This window comes from Streptococcus mitis (assembly GCF_946188685.1).
GTDB lineage: Bacteria > Bacillota > Bacilli > Lactobacillales > Streptococcaceae > Streptococcus > Streptococcus mitis_CC.
In genome coordinates, this window is sequence record NZ_CAMHWH010000005.1 from 24785 (window position 1) to 43058 (window position 18274).

Sequence of the window (18274 nt, forward strand, 5' to 3'; positions counted from 1 at the left end):
CCGCCTTTTCCATTTTGTGGTATAATGAAAAATGTTGACAAATAGTATAATAAAAACAAAGGAGAAACAGCATGCTGAAATGGGAAGACTTGCCCGTAGAAATGAAATCAAGCGAGGTTGAGTCTTACTACCAGCTTGTCTCTAAAAGGAAGGGTTCGCTGATTTTTAAGCGTTGTTTGGACTGGGTTCTGGCCTTGGTCTTACTGGTTCTGACCTCTCCTATCTTTCTAATCTTGAGCATTTGGATCAAGTTGGATAGCAAGGGGCCAGTTATTTACAAGCAAGAGCGCGTGACCCAGTACAACCGACCTTTCAAGATTTGGAAGTTCCGTACAATGGTGACGGATGCGGATAAAAAAGGTAGTCTGGTGACTTCTGCTAACGATAGCCGCATTACCAAGGTTGGGAATTTCATCCGCCGTGTGCGTTTGGACGAACTGCCTCAGTTGGTCAATGTTCTTAAAGGCGAAATGTCCTTTGTCGGTACACGACCTGAAGTGCCACGTTATACAGAACAGTATAGCCCTGAAATGATGGCGACCTTGCTCCTGCCAGCAGGAATTACCTCTCCAGCTAGCATCAACTACAAGGATGAGGACACCATTATTAGTCAAATGACGGAGAAAGGTTTGTCGGTTGACCAGGCCTATGTGGAGAATGTTCTTCCTGAAAAGATGCGCTATAACCTCGCCTATCTCCGAGAGTTTAGTTTCCTTGGAGACATCAAAATCATGTTTCAAACCGTGTTTGAAGTGCTAAAATAAAGTAGTCATGAGAAAATGAGTACAGATAAAAGGAGCAAATCAATGCCAAATTACAATATTCCATTTTCACCACCCGATATTACGGAAGCAGAAATTGCTGAAGTAGCGGATACCCTGCGTTCTGGTTGGATTACAACAGGTCCTAAGACAAAAGAACTAGAGCGTCGCTTGTCTCAATACACACAGACGCCTAAGACTGTCTGTCTCAACTCTGCGACAGCCGCTCTGGAGTTAATTTTGCGTGTTTTGGAAGTAGGACCTGGTGATGAAGTCATCGTTCCAGCCATGACCTATACAGCTTCATGTAGTGTTATCACTCACGTAGGGGCGACCCCTGTCATGGTGGATATCCAAGCAGATACGTTTGAGATGGACTATGACTTGCTTGAGCAAGCCATTACTGAAAAGACCAAGGTGATCATCCCAGTAGAACTTGCAGGGATTGTTTGCGACTATGACCGTTTGTTCCAAGTCGTGGAGAAAAAACGTGACCTCTTTACCGCTTCAAGCAAGTGGCAACAGGCCTTTAACCGTATTGTGATTGTCTCTGATAGTGCCCACGCTTTGGGATCAAATTACAAGGGTCAACCAGCTGGTTCTATCGCTGACTTTACTTCCTTCTCATTCCATGCGGTTAAGAACTTTACAACTGCAGAGGGTGGAAGTGCCACTTGGAAATCTAATCCAGCGATTGACGACGAAGAGATGTACAAGGAATTCCAAATTCTTTCCCTTCACGGACAAACTAAGGATGCTTTAGCTAAGATGCAATTGGGCTCATGGGAATACGATATCGTCACACCAGCCTACAAGTGCAATATGACCGATATCATGGCTTCCCTTGGTTTGGTACAATTGGGCCGTTACCCAAGTTTGCTAGAACGTCGTAAGGACATCGTGGACCGCTATGATCGTGGTTTTGCAGGTTCTCGCATCCATCCTTTGGCACACAAGACTGATACTGTCGAATCTTCACGCCACCTCTACATCACCCATGTAGACGGAGCAAGCTTAGAAGAACGCAATCTTATTATCCAAGAATTGGCCAAAGCAGGAATTGCAAGTAACGTCCACTACAAACCGCTTCCGCTCTTGACAGCCTATAAGAATCTTGGCTTTGATATGGCGAATTATCCTAAGGCTTATGCCTTCTTTGAAAATGAAATTACGCTCCCTCTTCACACTAAATTAAGCGATGAAGAAGTGGACTATATCATTGAGACTTTCAAAACAGTTTCTGAAAAAGTGCTAACTTCATCAAAAAAATGACAAACTACAGTCAAGTAATAGTGATTCTGTTTCTAAAAAGTCTAATTGAGTGTGAAACTGTTGTTTTCAATTGAAAGTCCTATAGTAAAATGAAATAAAAACAGGACAAATTAATCAGGATAGTCAAATTAATTTCTAGCAATATTTTAGAAGCAAAGGTGTACTCTTATAGTTTCAATATACTGTATGGTTTGAAATGAGATGTGAGCAATTTGGTGTAGCATTTAGAATTTTTATTAGGCATCATTTAGAAAATGTAGTGTCTTGTTCTAGTTTTCAATTCACCCTATTTTTTGAAAGACGCGAGTTTCCACGAATGAGGTTGTGGAAACTCGCGTCTTTCTTTTTTGTTTTCAGAATATTGTTCAAAGTTTTGAGACTATTTTTCATGTTCTAGTCATTCTTTTGAAATAATCTATAAAACACGTGTCTACAATGATCTATATGTCCTATTCCAGTATTTTAGAAGAACTGCGTCTATTTTTATAGAGCTTGAATCTAGCTTTTATAGAAAATCTATTTAAGAAATATATTGTATTGTTTTGATTTCAATACGCTATATGAACGATATTCATGTAAATATACCTGGTGAATGCTTGCATGACAAGATATTTGTTCTTGTATTTATAAATTAGTATTTTACGAGATATCAACATGCTTTAAATACAGTGAATAGGATATTTTTATGTTCAAGCTAAGAAAGATAGTAATCACTTTTGAATGGAAGGTTAAAGAATTATTAGAAGTATGGTTAGATATATAAATGGTCACGCTTTCACAATTTTGATATTTTATTGTGTTATTCCTTGACAATTTTGATTTAAAAATATATTATAAAGAAAATGACAGCGGTGTCATTTTCTGGTATGGAATTTATATGAATATTAAATTAGGACATAATATTTTTAATTGGAGGCTAATATGAAATCTTTTCAACAAAATGAGGTTTTCTCTATTCGTAAGTCTAAGGTGGGAGTTTGCTCAGTTCTCTTAGCGGTTTTATTTATTGGAACACAAAGTGTTTTAGCTAATGAAGTAGTTGGTGAAACTTCTTCGTCTAAAGATAATATGCAAATGAACTCTTTGTTGAGTAGCACATCTACATCATTATCTGCGGAACCCCATTCTGATACTCTCAGTCTTGATAACAATTCAAGTTTAAGTACTGATAATAATGGAGGAGTGAGTATTAATCAAAATAAACCTGATATAACAAATGATACTATGATTGGTAACATCTCTGGGATGGAAGTGAATACTATTTTAAGTACTAATCTGAACGAACACGTAGCTTTGAATGTTAAAGATTATGGAGCAATAGGTGACGGGGTTAATGATGATCGTCAAGCAATTCAAGATACAATAGATGCTGCAGCTAAAGGACTAGGCGGAGGAAATGTATATTTTCCTGAAGGAACTTATTTAGTAAAAGAAATTGTTTTTTTAAAAAGTCATACACACTTAGAATTGAATGAGAAAGCTACAATTCTAAATGGTATAAATATTAAGAATCACCCTTCTATTGTTTTTATGACAGGTTTATTTACGGATGATGGTGCGCAAGTAGAATGGGGCCCAACAGAAGATATTAGTTATTCTGGTGGTACTATTGATATGAACGGTGCTTTGAATGAAGAAGGAACTAAAGCAAAAAATCTACCACTTATAAATTCTTCAGGTGCATTTGCTATTGGGAATTCAAATAACGTAACTATAAAAAACGTAACATTCAAGGATAGTTATCAAGGGCATGCTATTCAAATTGCAGGTTCGAAAAATGTATTAGTCGATAATTCTCGTTTTCTTGGTCAAGCTTTACCTAAAACTATGAAAGATGGGCAAATTATAAGTAAGGAGAGTATTCAGATTGAACCATTGACTAGAAAAGGTTTTCCTTATGCTTTGAATGATGATGGGAAAAAATCTGAAAATGTTACTATTCAAAATTCATATTTTGGTAAAAGTGATAAATCTGGAGAATTAGTAACAGCAATTGGTACACACTATCAAACATTGTCGACACAGAACCCCTCTAATATTAAAATTTTAAATAATCATTTTGATAACATGATGTATTCTGGTGTACGTTTTACAGGATTCACTGATATTTTAATTAAAGGAAATAGATTTGATAAGAAAGTAAAAGGAGAAAGTGTACATTATAGAGAAAATGGTGCAGCCTTAATAAATGCTTTTAGTTATAAAAATGTAAAAGATGAACTTGATTTAAATAAGAAAGTCGTTATTACTGAAAATACATTTTATATTTCTGATCCTAAAACAAAGGCTATTAGAGTAGCAAAAGATAGTGCAGAATATTTAGGAAAAGTATCAGATATTACTGTAACAAAAAATGTAATTAATAATAATTCTAAGGAAACAGAACAACCAAATATTGAATTATTACGAGTTAGTGATAATTTAGTAGTCTCAGAGAATAGTATATTCGGCGGTAAAGAAGGAATTGTTATTGAGGATTCAAAGGGTAAAATAACCGTTTTAAATAACCAATTTTATAATTTATCCGGTAAGTATATATCATTCATCAAATCTAATGCAAATGGGAAAGAACCAGTTATACGTGATAGCGATGGTAATTTCAATATTGTAACGGAGAATGGGCTTTACAAAATTGTAACAAATAACTTAAGTGATAAAAACGAAAAAGAAAAAAACAAAGAGGAAAAATTTAAAACAAGTTCATATGTGCATGAAAAACAATCTAATTCAAATAATGTAATTGATAGTAACCAGAAGAAAGGAGAGTTTAACTCAAGTAAAGATAATAGACAAATTAATGACAAGATCGACAATAAACAAGATAATAAGATAGAAGAAGTGAACCATAAAAAAGTTGGAGATGGCAGAGAAACTGAAAATCATATTAATAAATCTAAAGAAATAGTAGAGGTAAAACAAAAATTACCAAAGACTGGTTCGAACAAGATTATGGAACTATTCTTAACAGTGACAGGAATTGGTTTACTTTTGACACTAAAAGGGTTGAAGTATTATGGTAAAGATAAATAAAATTTGTTCGATACAAGGAAGTTCCGTAGAAAATGAGGATGCTGTAGGTTCACAAAATCAGTATTTTTGGATTATTGATGGAGCTACAGATTTATATAATTCTAAAGAGGAGATAGGTTATTCAGTCTCAGAAGTTGTACATATTTTATCAGAAAGTTTGTCGGTTAATTGTAAAGAATCAAAAACTCTTAAACAAATATTTGAAACTGCTTTACTAGAGGTTAAAGATGAAATCGGTTTAAACTCATATGAATTAACAGAGTATTATCGCTTACCAACATTTGCTTTTATATTTGCTAAACTTTCAGAAAAAAAGTTGGAGTATATGATGCTAGGTGACTGCGTCATGTTAGTAAACGAAATGGAAATAACTGATCATAGAGTAGATAACTTATTTGAAAAAGGGAAAAATGAGATAAAAGACTCAATTGGTACAAATAGTGTTTTAAATAAAAAAATTATTTTACAAAAAATCAGAAAATTATCTAATCAACCGAGTGGGTACTGGATAGGTTCGTTGGATGAGAGATTTTTAGACCATGCTATTATTAATCAAATAGATGTTACTAGTGAACAAATTGTTTTAATGAGCGATGGCTTTTATGAATTCTATCAAAATAATCAAAATAAAACTTTTGAAGAGTTAATTAAGATGAGATTTAATTCTTCTGCTATTGATCCAATCTATGGAAAGAAAGATGATGCAAGTATTGTAGTTATTGATGTTTGATATATTGTTTAAAATATTAATTGTTACTATTGAACTTTGTTAAGAAGAGGTACCTAAATGTTAAGGTTATATTTAGAAAATGAAATTATAGAATTATCAAATAATTTAGAGACCATTTGGGTATCTGTGCTTGATAAATATGAGAAGTTATTTGAATATTTATCAAATGAAGAACGAATAGAATTGATTAAAGAAGATTTAATCATAAATGAGTCAGTTCTAAATGTTGATAAAAAAGGATATGAGTTAATTTGTTTACAACATCCCGTTTCATATGACTTAAGAAGAATTATTAGTGTAATAAAAATATCAACTGACATTGAACGTATTGGGGATAGAATTGTTGAAATTTTAAAAAATCTACAGATTATTCAAAATAATGAAATTTTGAAGAAAATTATTTCAGAAATAAAAATACTTCATGAAGTTATCGGACTGCATATGAATAGGGCTATATCTTGTTATAGAGAGGAACAATCTGGATGTTTAGATATGGTTGTTATACAAAAACAGAATGAGATAGAAGAGCTTAGTACAAATATTGAAAATAAAATAATGAATTACATATTTGAAGATGATGGGAATGTTTCTGAAGTAATTGGTGCTTTAGATATTATTCATCACCTTGATAAAATTGCTCATACTACGCAATCAATTTATAAATGGATAATGTATAGAAAATATGGGAACATAAATTAGAAAGAAAAATATATGAAAACAATTATTGATAATTTTGTTGATAGAGTAATTGAATACGGAATGTATAATGAAATTGACAAAATATATGTGAAAAATAGAGTACTAGCGTTAATAGGTGAGGAGGGAACTGATCGCATTTCCGATGAAAATGACCTGAAACAAATAAAAGATTACTTAGTGGAAATCGCCTTAAAAAACGGTAAAATTAAAGATTTAATCGAGGAAAAGGAATGTTTAGGAGCAGAGTTAATGAATTTCATAGTTCCTTTACCTAGTCGATTAAATGATATTTTTTGGAGTTCATATGATATATCACCTCAAGAAGCAGTTGAAGAGTTTTATAAGTTAAGTAAAGATAGTGATTATATTAAAACTTCTGCTATTGCTAAGAATATTGAGTTTCGATCATCAACTAAATACGGAGAGCTAGAGATTACGATAAATTTGTCAAAACCCGAAAAAGATCCAAAAACAATTGCTGCTGAAAAATTAGTAAAAGCAACTAATTATCCCAAATGTTTACTATGTATGGAAAATGAAGGATATCAGGGGCGAATAAATTATCCAGCACGTTCGAATCATAGAATTATTCGGTTGAAACTTGGTGACGAAGTATGGGGATTCCAGTATTCTCCCTACTCATATTTTAATGAGCATGCGATATTTTTAAATAGTCAACATGTACCAATGGCTATTACCTCTAAAACATTTGAACAATTATTGGAGATTGTTGATATTTTGCCAGGATATTTTGCTGGTTCAAATTCTGATCTTCCTATCTCAGGAGGCTCCATTCTTAGTCATAACCACTACCAGGGAGGGAAACATATTTTCCCAATGGAAAAAGCAAAATTTGAGAGTGAATTTCGTTTTAAAGACTTTGAGGATGTTAATGCTGGTATTGTAAAATGGCCAATGTCAGTAATTAGGTTACAAAGTGAAAATAAAAATCGATTGTTAGATTTAGCTAATAAAATTCTAAATAAGTGGAGGGAATATTCAGATTTAGAAGTAGACATCATTGCTATGACTGAAGATGTCCCACACCATACGGTGACTCCTATTGCTCGTAAAGTGGACGGGAGATATGAATTAGATATTGTTCTAAGAGATAATCATACTACTGAACAATACCCAGATGGTGTTTTCCATCCTCATCAAGATGTACAACATATTAAAAAGGAAAATATCGGGTTAATCGAAGTGATGGGACTTGCGATATTACCACCTCGTTTGAAACCAGAGTTAGAAGAAGTTGGAAAATATCTTTTAGGAGAGGATAACGCAATTGCGGATTATCATTTAGAATGGGCCGACCAATTGAAAGAAAAATATCCTCGCATTAATAAAGAAGAGGTTAATAGCGTAGTTCAACACGAAGTAGGACAAGTGTTTGCGAGAGTTCTGGAAGATGCAGGAGTTTATAAGAATACACCGTCTGGGCATGAAGCGTTTATGAGATTTGTTAAGTCGGTTGGAATTAATTAGGAGGAAACCCAAATGGCAATATTGGTAACAGGCGGAGCTGGTTATATTGGTAGCCATACCGTAGTAGAATTACTAAATTTAGGAAAGGAAGTCATCATTGTCGACAACCTTTCGAACTCTAGCATCTTGGTGCTAGACCGTATTGAAGCAATTACAGGAATACGTCCCGTGTTTTACGAATTAGATGTTTGTGATAAACAAGCATTGAGAAAGGTATTTGAAAAAGAATCGATTGATGCTGCAATTCATTTTGCAGGTTATAAAGCTGTCGGAGAATCCGTGCAAAAGCCTGTGATGTACTACAAAAATAATATTATGAGTACATTAGCACTTGTTGAAGTGATGTCAGAATTTAATGTTAAAAAGATTGTCTTTTCTTCAAGTGCGACTGTATATGGAATTAACAATCAGTCACCCCTAATTGAGACGATGGAAACAAGTGCGACAAATCCTTATGGGTATACGAAAGTGATGCTTGAACAAATTTTAAAAGATGTTCATGTGGCAGATTCAGAATGGAGTATTGCGTTGCTTCGTTATTTCAATCCAATTGGTGCTCATGAGTCTGGTTTGATTGGGGAAGATCCCTCAGGAATTCCTAACAACTTGATGCCTTATATTGCACAAGTAGCGGTAGGTAAGCTGTCAGAGCTAAGTGTGTTCGGAAATGATTATGATACGCTTGATGGTACTGGTGTGCGTGATTATATCCATGTAGTAGATTTAGCAATAGGACATATAAAAGCTTTAGAAAAAGTATCTGAAAAAACAGATGTTTATATCTATAACCTAGGCTCGGGAGAAGGCACTAGTGTATTACAACTTGTAAATACATTTGAAAGTGTTAATAAGGTCCCTATTCCTTATAAAATAGTTCCAAGACGTTCAGGAGACGTTGCAACTTGTTATGCAAATGCAGACAAAGCATATAAGGAATTAAATTGGAGGACAACAAAATCGATTGAAGACATGTGTAGAGATACATGGAATTGGCAATCAAAAAATCCCAATGGCTATAATTGATGATACTGTCTATATGAGTGCTGTATTTTGGAAAAATTACTTAACCTTTTAATGAAATTCATATTTAATGAAAGATAAAATTTTTTAAAAAATTTTTGAAAGCGCTTGACAAAGGAAACGGTTTCATTGTATAATGTAAACATGATGACACCGATGTCAAATATAAAAAAGAAGGTCTTTATATGAAAAACTTAACAAAAATTAAGTTCAAAGAGAATGGGGAATTTAATCATTTCCCTGGGAATACAGTTGTAGCAAATCTTTATACTAAACAAGATTTGATGGAAGTTGTTGATATTATTCAATCACGTTATAGAGAATTACCATTTATCGATAAGTTTACTTTAACTCCAAGGAATTCTATTCACATGACTGTAATTGAATTGTTGTGCCATGAAAATCGTGAAACGGAGTTTTGGAGCAGTAATCTTCCTCTAGATACACCTTTACAGGAAATACATGATTACTTTGCTAAACAACTTGAAATTTTTCCATTGTTGGATGAAGAAATTCATATGCGTGTAACTGAAATGGGAAAACAAAACATACTAGTTGAACCTGCAGATGAAGCTTCTGCAAAGAGATTAGAAGAAATTCGTACTTATGTCTCAGAAAAAGCAGGTGTTCGTTTCCCTAATCATGATAGATATCAATTCCATATTTCAATTGGGTATCTTCGGATTCCTCTAACCGAAGAGGAGGAAGAAGAGTTTACTAAAGTCAGAGCAGAATTAACTGAAATTTTATTAGAGAAGATTCCAACTATTACTGTAAACCGTATTGACTATACTGTATTTGAAGATATGAGACAATTTGTTCCATATCATGAAAAATTTAAATAAAATAATAAAAAAGGAGAACTTATCATGAAAAAAATGAAAGTTTGGTCTACTGTACTTGCAACGGGAGTTGCTCTTACTACACTTGCTGCTTGCTCTGGAGGTTCAAATTCTACGACTGCTTCTTCATCTGAAGAAAAAGCTGATAAAAGTCAAGAATTAGTAATCTATTCGAACTCAGTCTCAAATGGTCGTGGTGATTGGTTAACTGCTAAAGCAAAAGAAGCTGGTTTTAATATAAAAATGGTTGATATCCCTGGCGCTCAATTAGCAGACCGTGTTATTGCCGAGAAGAATAATGCAGTTGCAGATATGGTATTTGGAATTGGTGCTGTTGATTCAAATAAAATTAGAGATCAAAAATTACTAGTACAGTACAAGCCTAAATGGTTAGATAAAATTGATCAATCTTTATCAGATAAAGATAATTATTATAATCCTGTGATTGTTCAACCATTAGTTTTAATTGGAGCGCCTGATGTAAAAGAAATGCCTAAAGATTGGACTGAATTAGGTAGTAAGTATAAAGGTAAATATTCAATTTCTGGGCTCTCAGGTGGAACAGGACGGGCAATTCTAGCAAGTATCTTAGTTCGATACCTTGATGATAAAGGTGAATTAGGTGTTTCTGAAAAAGGTTGGGAAGCAGCAAAAGAATATCTGAAAAATGCATACACTCTTCAAAAGGGAGAAAGTTCAATTGTTAAGATGTTAGACAAAGAAGATCCAATACAATATGGAATGATGTGGGGTTCTGGTGCATTAGTTGGACAAAAAGAACAAAATGTTGTTTTCAAAGTTATGACTCCTGAGATTGGTGTACCATTTGTAACTGAACAAACTATGGTTTTAAGCACTAGTAAAAAACAAGCGTTAGCTAAAGAATTTATTGATTGGTTTGGTCAAACAGAAATTCAAGTAGAATATAGTAAGAACTTTGGATCTATTCCTGCAAATAAAGATGCGCTAACAGAGTTACCTGAAGATACGAAAAAATTTGTGGATCAAGTGAAACCACAAAATATTGACTGGGAAGCTGTTGGAAAGCATTTGGATGAATGGGTAGAAAAAGCTGAATTAGAATACGTACAATAAGAAATAAGAGTTAATTTTTATGTCCAAGTCTCTCTATTATTTCTAAATTTATGGAAGAAATAAAGAGAGGCTTTTGGTTTAGTAATAGAGGGAGTTAGTGAGATGATTAAATTTGATAATATTCAAATTAAATATGGTGATTTTGTTGCAATTGATAATCTGAATTTAGATATACATGAAGGGGAATTTTTTACATTTCTTGGGCCTTCAGGATGTGGTAAATCAACTACTTTGAGAGCATTGGTAGGTTTTCTAGATCCATCATCAGGAAGTATTGAAGTTAATGGAACAGATGTCACTCATTTGGAACCTGAAAAGCGTGGAATTGGTATTGTATTTCAATCTTATGCGCTATTTCCAACTATGACTGTTTTTGATAATATTGCATTTGGTTTAAAAGTTAAGAAGGTAGCTCCAGATGTTATTAAAGCTAAAGTATCAGCAGTAGCAGCAAAAATTAAGATCTCTGATCAACAGTTACAGCGTAATGTATCAGAATTATCTGGGGGTCAACAACAAAGGGTAGCATTGGCTCGTGCTCTGGTTCTTGAACCTAAAATTCTTTGTCTAGATGAACCATTGTCAAACCTTGACGCAAAATTACGTGTAGATTTGAGAAAAGAGTTGAAAAGACTTCAAAAAGAGTTAGGTATTACTACTTTATATGTTACTCATGACCAAGAGGAAGCCTTAACTTTATCTGATAGAATTGCAGTCTTTAACAATGGATACATCGAACAGGTCGGTACACCTGTAGAGATTTATCATAATTCTCAAACTGAATTTGTATGTGATTTTATTGGCGATATTAATGTTTTGACCGATGAAACAGTCCACGAAGTATTACTGAAAAATGCAAGCGTTTTCTTAGAAGATAAAAAAGGATACATTCGATTAGAGAAAGTTCGATTCAATCGTGAAACTGAACAAGATTTCATTCTAAAAGGAACAATTATTGATGTTGAGTTTTCTGGAGTTACAATTCACTATACAATAAAAGTTTCTGAAAGTCAGATTCTTAATGTAACAAGTATTGATAGTCAGGCTGCTATTAGATCTGTCGGAGAAAGTGTGGACTTATTTATCACACCATCAGACGTTCTGCAATTTTAAGGAGGTGCAGTATGCGTCATAAATTAAATTTAAAAGATTGGCTTATTCGTTTAGGGTTAATCTGGTTCCTAGTAACATTTATTATTTATCCAAACTTTGATCTAGTAGTGAATGTATTTGTAAAAGGAGGAGAATTTTCCCTTGAAGCTGTACATCGTGTTCTAAAATCTGAGAGGGCACTTCAGAGTATTATGAACAGTTTTAAGTTAGCATTTTCACTCATTATTACAGTTAATGTCGTAGGTATTCTTTGTGTTCTATTTACAGAGTACTTTGATATTAAAGGTGCTAAAATTTTAAAATTAGGCTATATGACCTCTTTAATTTATGGAGGAGTGGTTTTAGCGACTGGATATAAATTTGTCTATGGTCCTTATGGATTGATAACAAAATTTTTACAAAATGTTATCCCTTCTTTAGACCCTAACTGGTTTATTGGGTATGGTGCAGTCTTATTCATTATGACATTTTCAGGAACTGCTAATCATACATTGTTTTTAACAAATACAATTCGAAGCGTTGACTATCACACTATTGAGGCTGCACGAAATATGGGAGCAAAACCATTTACTGTTTTCCGAAAAGTAGTGTTACCAACCTTAATTCCAACTCTATTTGCACTTACTATTATGGTTTTTCTTAGTGGTTTATCTGCAGTAGCAGCACCCATGATTGTTGGTGGTAAAGGATTTCAAACTATAAATCCAATGATTATTACATTTGCAGGGATGGGGAATTCTCGTGATTTAGCTGCCTTACTTGCAATTATTTTAGGTATTGCAACTACAATTTTGCTTACTATCATGAATAAGATAGAAAAAGGTGGAAATTATATTTCTATCTCTAAGACTAAAGCGCCTCTTAAAAAACAAAAAATTGCATCTAAGCCTTGGAATATCATTGCTCACATTGTAGCATATGGATTGTTCACAGTTTTCATGCTTCCACTAATTTTTATAGTATTATACTCATTTACAGATCCAGTTGCAATTCAAACAGGTAACTTAACATTATCAAACTTTACTTTAGAAAATTATCGCTTATTCTTTAGTAATAGTGCGGCATTCTCTCCATTCTTGGTCAGCTTTATTTATTCTATTATCGCTGCGACAACAGCAACAATTCTCGCAGTTGTATTTGCTCGAGTTGTCAGAAAACATAAATCTCGCTTTGATTTCTTATTTGAATATGGTGCTCTACTTCCTTGGTTACTACCAAGTACACTTTTAGCAGTAAGTTTATTATTTACTTTTAATCAGCCACAATTTCTTGTCTTGAATCAGATTTTGGTAGGTAGTTTGGTAATTCTACTTATTGCATATATAGTTGTAAAAATCCCATTTTCTTATAGAATGGTACGTGCTATTTTATTTAGTGTTGATGATGAGATGGAAGATGCAGCAAGAAGTATGGGTGCTTCACCTTTTTATACTATGATGAAGGTTATCATTCCATTTATTTTACCGGTTGTTCTCTCTGTTATTGCTTTAAACTTTAACTCTTTATTAACTGACTTCGACTTATCTGTATTTCTTTACCATCCATTAGCTCAACCGCTGGGTATAACTATTCGTTCAGCAGGTGATGAAACAGCAACTTCAAATGCTCAAGCACTTGTGTTCGTTTATACTATTGTATTAATGATAATTTCTGGTTCTGTATTATACTTTACTCAGAGACCAGCTAGTAGAAAAAGGAAATAATAATGCAGGCAACAAGCTTAGGACTATCATATATCGAAATTGTATTAAGAATTGTACTTTCATTAGTTATTGGTGGAGTAATTGGTTTAGAGAGAGGAAGTAAATCTCAACCAGCAGGTATTCGTACACATAGTATTGTTTGTCTGGCTGCATGTTTAATTATGATGACTAATGAGTATGTATCTTATAAATTTGGTACAGGAGATCCTACACGCTTAGGTGCGCAAGTTATATCAGGTGTTGGTTTTCTTGGGGCTGGAACAATACTTATTACAGATAAAAAGAAAATAACTGGTTTAACAACTGCAGCCGGAATATGGGCTTCAGCTGGAATCGGTCTAGCTATAGGTGTTGGTTTTTATGAAGGAGCCGTACTAGGAGCAATTTCTGTTTGGAGTGTTATAACTATGTTCCAACCTTTAAAAAAATATCTTCAAAGTCGTTCAAAGATAATCGAATTGTATATCGTTGTTAGATCTACAGAGGCATATAATCGGGTACTAGTATACTGTGCTGAGAATGGCATTAGAATGACTGATTCTAGAACTGCATTTGGAGATGTTAATTCAGAAAGAATTGAATATTTTGATGTTCCAGAAAAAAAAATAGCATCATTTATTACTCTAGAACTATCAGGAAGATTTGAACATCTTCGTTTGATGGAAGAAATTGCTAATATTGTAGGTGTTATTTATGTCGAAGAAATTAGCTGAAATTTAGTAAACAAAGGGACAGATGTTTTTGTCCTTTTGTTTTTTAGATGTTTTAATCATCTAATTTTTGAGTAGATTTTTGCTCAGAGGTTTTTATGAAAGATTTTAAAATCTATTTTGATTTAGGTAAAATAGAATATTTTGATAATAATTGTTTGATACAAGTATACAAATTTATTTCTTTTTATGATATTTGTGAAATGGTGTTTCCCTTTCATTTACCTCCTGATGAGTTGATAACAAATGTTATTTTTAAAGAAAAAATTAAGTCTATGTTAGAATGTTACATTGACAGGCTATTATATATTTTTATAAATCCAACAATTTTTACTGAAAAAGTTAATCTACAATTTTATGGTAGTTTTTTCTCATATGAATTTATTTGTCGTGAAGTTGGAAACATTCTTAAAAATAAAGGTGTGAATTGCAATTTAAACTTTTTTGAAGGGGAAGAATATTTGTAAAATTAATTTTGTGAATTTGTGGATCTTAAATAATTTACAAAATTCTCTTGTTAAAAAAAATTAAATATTGTATAGTAATATTAGAATGTTCGTAATGGAGGACTGAAATGAAAAATATAAATGGGAAAAAGGTAACTATTTATGATATTGCACGTTTATCAGGTTTTTCTCCAAAAACAGTTTCACGAGTTATTAATGGTGGAGTAAATGTTAAAGAAGAAACTTATCAAGCGATTCAAAAAGTTATAGAGGAATTGTCGTATATTCCAAATGCGTATGCAAAAAATTTAACTAAAAAAGAAGCTATAAATATATTGATTTCTGTAAAAAAAATCGACTCTTTTCCTTTAATTTGGTTTCAAACTTTATTAGATAAAGTTTTACAAACTTGTAAAGAGTATGGTGTTAACGCTATTGTTGAATATTTTAGTGAAGAAGATACAATTAGTAATTCAATAATCTCGAGTACAGGAAGCTTGATAGATGGTGTAATAGTATTTTATGAAAGTAAAGAAGATATTCGGATTAATTACTTGCAAAAGAATAAAATGCCATTCATAGTTTTTGGAGAATCTAGAACACCTAATGTTGTGTATGTTTCTAACAACAATTTTCAGGCCACTTATGACATGATGAAATTAGTATCAAAAGAAAACATTAATAGTATGTGGTTACTTATGGGAGGAGAATCCCTTGTTAATATGGATCGAGAGAGAGGGGTTCGTGCTTTTTTAAATGATAATAACTATGAAATGGATTTGAAAGTAGTATATGGTCTAACTACAATAGATTCTGTTTATTCATATGCTACAAGACATCTATCTAATCAAAATTATCCTGATTTGATTTTTGTATCCGGTGATGAAAAAGTACAGGGATTGATTCGTTCTTGCTATGAGAAGGAAATTACCATTCCTGATGATATTTCAATAATCGGATTTGACAATATTCCAATTTCTCAATATTATACTCCAGCTTTATCTACAATTTCTCCTAATTATGTTAAATTAGCTCAAGAAATGATTGAAGGGGTATTAGCAATTATAAAGGGGGAAAGTGTCACATCTGTTGAAGTTTCTACTAAACTTGTTAGGAGACAGAGTTTCTAGTATTGTTTAATTCTTGAAAATCCTAATGGAAAAGATGGAGTGTTCTAAAGTAAGTTCTGTTTAGCATCTATTCAGTTTCTATTGAGTTGGATCCAATTTCCAACAAGTGGGACATTTTCACGTTCGATTTACTAAAGACATTATCACATTCGAATCACACATCTTTCAAAAAAATCGTAAAAAAGTCTTGACAAAGAAAAAACAAAGTATTAAAATAAGTTCAACAAATCAGAAAAGTAACTATTTTTGATCTTCAGGGAGCCTGTGGTGATTGTGAACAGGTGGTTGAAAGTAGTGAAAGTGGGCTGATTTTAAAAATGAATTTGAAACAATGAAAATTCGGTGCGCACACCTTACAGTGCAACTTGTTGTTAGACAAGGCAGAGATGTAAAGGGATAGTCCCTTTATAATTGAGGTGGCACCGCGTTACCAACGCCCTCACACGGAATTTAATTCTGTGTGTGGGCTTTTTTCATATCTTGAAATCAATACAGAAAGAGGAAATTTTTATGACAACTAAAGGTTATTTTGGACAATTTGGTGGAAGTTTTGTACCGGAGCCGATTCAGGCTTTGTTGGATGAGTTGGAAGTGACATTTGACAAGTACAAGGATGATCCAGAGTTTTTGGCAGAATTTCGTCATTACTTAAAGGACTATTCCGGTCGCGAAACACCACTCTATTTTGCGGAAAGTTTGACAGACCACCTAGGTGGCGCTAAGATTTATCTCAAGCGCGAAGACCTTAACCACCTTGGTTCTCACAAGCTCAACAACGTTTTAGGGCAAATCCTTCTTGCCAAACGTATGGGCAAAAAACGAGTAATCGCAGAAACAGGAGCTGGTCAACATGGTGTTGCGACAGCAGCGGCTGCAGCCAAGTTTGGTATGGCCTGTGATGTCTACATGGGGGCAGAGGATGTGGAGCGTCAACGTCTCAATGTCTTCCGGATGGAGATGATGGGAGCAACTGTTCACGCAGTTGAAACTGGGACACGAACTCTCAAGGATGCGGTAGATGCAGCCTTTGGAGCATGGATGAATGACCTTGAAGCCTTCTATGTTTTGGGATCTGCTGTGGGCCCTCATCCTTATCCTACAATTGTTCATGAATTCCAAAAGATCATCAGTGAAGAATCTCGCCGTCAAATCTTAGAAAAAGAAGGACGCTTGCCAGATTACGTTATTGCCTGTGTAGGTGGTGGTTCCAATGCTATCGGTGCTTTTTCACAGTATGTGGCTGATGAAGAAGTCAAATTGGTTGGAGTCGAAGCTGCTGGTCATGGACTTGATACAGACAAGCACGCAGCTACTATGACAAAAGGTAGTATCGGAATTGTCGACGGCATGAAAACCTATGCAGTCTTTAAGGAAGATGGAGAGCTGGCTCCGGTTTACTCTATCTCAGCTGGTTTGGACTATCCAGGGGTTGGTCCAGAACACGCCTACTTTAAAGATTCAGGTCGCGTGGAATATGTGGCAGCGACAGACGAAGAAGCTGTACAAGCCTTGCTCCTTCTAAGCAAGACTGAAGGAATTATCCCAGCGATTGAAAGTTCGCACGCTATCGCAGAAGCAGTTAAACGTGCACCGAAACTAAGTAAAGACGACATTATCATCATCAATGTCTCTGGTCGTGGAGACAAGGACGTAGCTGCAATTGCGGACTACCTAGAAGCTAAAAAATAAAAGATGGAAAAATTACAGTCCTTTCTCTCACAGAGAGCTTGTGGTTGCTGGAAACAAGCAGAGAAAGCTGTAAAGTTGGGTCCATCTGAAACGAGAGAAGAAAACATAATTCTCAAGGGAGTGCCCTTTATCGCACAGCCTGTTACAGGAGGTATCTGAGACAGGAATGAGAGATAGGAGAAATCCTATAATTGAGGTGGCACCGCGAATTTCGTCCTCACGCAAGTTATTTTGCGTGGGGATTTTTATATGTCTATTATAGGTTCAGCTGTTTAGTTTTAGATTATTGTTCATTATTAAATAGATTGCTACAAAAAATTTGCGAACGAAGTGAGCTTTTAAAAGATATTTCCCGCCATAGTGGTATTCTAGAGAAGCAAAGATGCTTCTCTAGAACGGAATTTTTGAGAGTAAAATAGTTCGGGGAACTATTTTAGCCTGAGCCTAGAAATGAATGAGCGAGGAGCTCAAAAATTAGGTCTTTCATTTCATGGATCTCTAAAATCATCCACTGGATAATTTTACCTCCCGTCCGCACTATTTAAG

At 34.0% G+C, this 18274-nt stretch carries 15 protein-coding genes and 2 other annotated features; all 15 genes read left to right on the forward strand.

Annotated elements, in window-relative coordinates; translation table 11 throughout:
- Positions 1-71: 71 nt before the first annotated feature.
- The 15 genes from N8N51_RS05905 (at position 72) to trpB (ending at position 17728) form a co-directional block, all read left to right on the forward strand.
- Entirely contained in the window at positions 72-764 is a 693-nt protein-coding gene (locus N8N51_RS05905; RefSeq protein WP_261103782.1) for a sugar transferase, read from the forward strand.
- 42 nt (positions 765-806) lie between these two features.
- Complete coding sequence (locus N8N51_RS05910) at positions 807-2033, forward strand: DegT/DnrJ/EryC1/StrS family aminotransferase (protein WP_261103784.1); 1227 nt, start codon at positions 807-809, stop codon at positions 2031-2033.
- Positions 2034-2954: 921 nt separating this feature from the next.
- Entirely contained in the window at positions 2955-5063 is a 2109-nt protein-coding gene (locus N8N51_RS05915; RefSeq protein WP_000834743.1) for a glycosyl hydrolase family 28-related protein, read from the forward strand.
- The gene (locus N8N51_RS05920; RefSeq protein ID WP_000239018.1) at positions 5047-5793 is read left to right on the forward strand and encodes a protein phosphatase 2C domain-containing protein; all 747 of its coding nucleotides are present in this window, start codon (positions 5047-5049) and stop codon (positions 5791-5793) included. Before N8N51_RS05915 ends, N8N51_RS05920 begins: the two co-directional genes overlap by 17 nt.
- A gap of 57 nt (positions 5794-5850) precedes the next feature.
- The gene (locus N8N51_RS05925) at positions 5851-6492 is read left to right on the forward strand and encodes a phosphate signaling complex PhoU family protein (RefSeq protein WP_000945328.1); all 642 of its coding nucleotides are present in this window, start codon (positions 5851-5853) and stop codon (positions 6490-6492) included.
- 12 nt (positions 6493-6504) lie between these two features.
- The gene (gene galT, locus N8N51_RS05930; protein ID WP_000848808.1) at positions 6505-7980 is read left to right on the forward strand and encodes a UDP-glucose--hexose-1-phosphate uridylyltransferase; all 1476 of its coding nucleotides are present in this window, start codon (positions 6505-6507) and stop codon (positions 7978-7980) included.
- Between the two features lie 12 nt (positions 7981-7992).
- Positions 7993-9003 carry a UDP-glucose 4-epimerase GalE gene (gene galE / locus N8N51_RS05935; protein ID WP_061743800.1) on the forward strand — a complete coding sequence of 337 codons (1011 nt, stop codon included), beginning with the start codon at positions 7993-7995 and terminating at the stop codon, positions 9001-9003.
- Positions 9004-9185: 182 nt separating this feature from the next.
- Positions 9186-9845 (forward strand): DUF1868 domain-containing protein, encoded by a 660-nt coding sequence (locus N8N51_RS05940; protein WP_000793811.1) that lies wholly within the window; start codon positions 9186-9188, stop codon positions 9843-9845.
- A gap of 24 nt (positions 9846-9869) precedes the next feature.
- Positions 9870-10937 carry an extracellular solute-binding protein gene (locus N8N51_RS05945; RefSeq protein WP_000738380.1) on the forward strand — a complete coding sequence of 356 codons (1068 nt, stop codon included), beginning with the start codon at positions 9870-9872 and terminating at the stop codon, positions 10935-10937.
- A gap of 102 nt (positions 10938-11039) precedes the next feature.
- Complete coding sequence (locus N8N51_RS05950) at positions 11040-12050, forward strand: ABC transporter ATP-binding protein (RefSeq protein ID WP_000589137.1); 1011 nt, start codon at positions 11040-11042, stop codon at positions 12048-12050.
- An 11-nt stretch (positions 12051-12061) separates the two neighbouring features.
- The gene (locus tag N8N51_RS05955; protein WP_001216191.1) at positions 12062-13753 is read left to right on the forward strand and encodes an ABC transporter permease; all 1692 of its coding nucleotides are present in this window, start codon (positions 12062-12064) and stop codon (positions 13751-13753) included.
- Between the two features lie 2 nt (positions 13754-13755).
- A complete protein-coding gene (locus N8N51_RS05960) occupies positions 13756-14466 on the forward strand; it encodes an MgtC/SapB family protein (protein ID WP_001149045.1) in 711 nt (236 codons plus the stop codon).
- Between the two features lie 95 nt (positions 14467-14561).
- Complete coding sequence (locus tag N8N51_RS05965; protein WP_023943875.1) at positions 14562-14930, forward strand: hypothetical protein; 369 nt, start codon at positions 14562-14564, stop codon at positions 14928-14930.
- A gap of 107 nt (positions 14931-15037) precedes the next feature.
- Positions 15038-16039 carry a LacI family DNA-binding transcriptional regulator gene (locus N8N51_RS05970; protein ID WP_261103785.1) on the forward strand — a complete coding sequence of 334 codons (1002 nt, stop codon included), beginning with the start codon at positions 15038-15040 and terminating at the stop codon, positions 16037-16039.
- Positions 16040-16259: 220 nt separating this feature from the next.
- Positions 16260-16483: a binding site (T-box leader), on the forward strand.
- 66 nt (positions 16484-16549) lie between these two features.
- Positions 16550-17728 (forward strand): tryptophan synthase subunit beta, encoded by a 1179-nt coding sequence (trpB, locus tag N8N51_RS05975; protein ID WP_000208437.1) that lies wholly within the window; start codon positions 16550-16552, stop codon positions 17726-17728.
- Positions 17725-17950, forward strand: a binding site (T-box leader). Its footprint overlaps the gene before it by 4 nt.
- Positions 17951-18274: the final 324 nt, after the last annotated feature.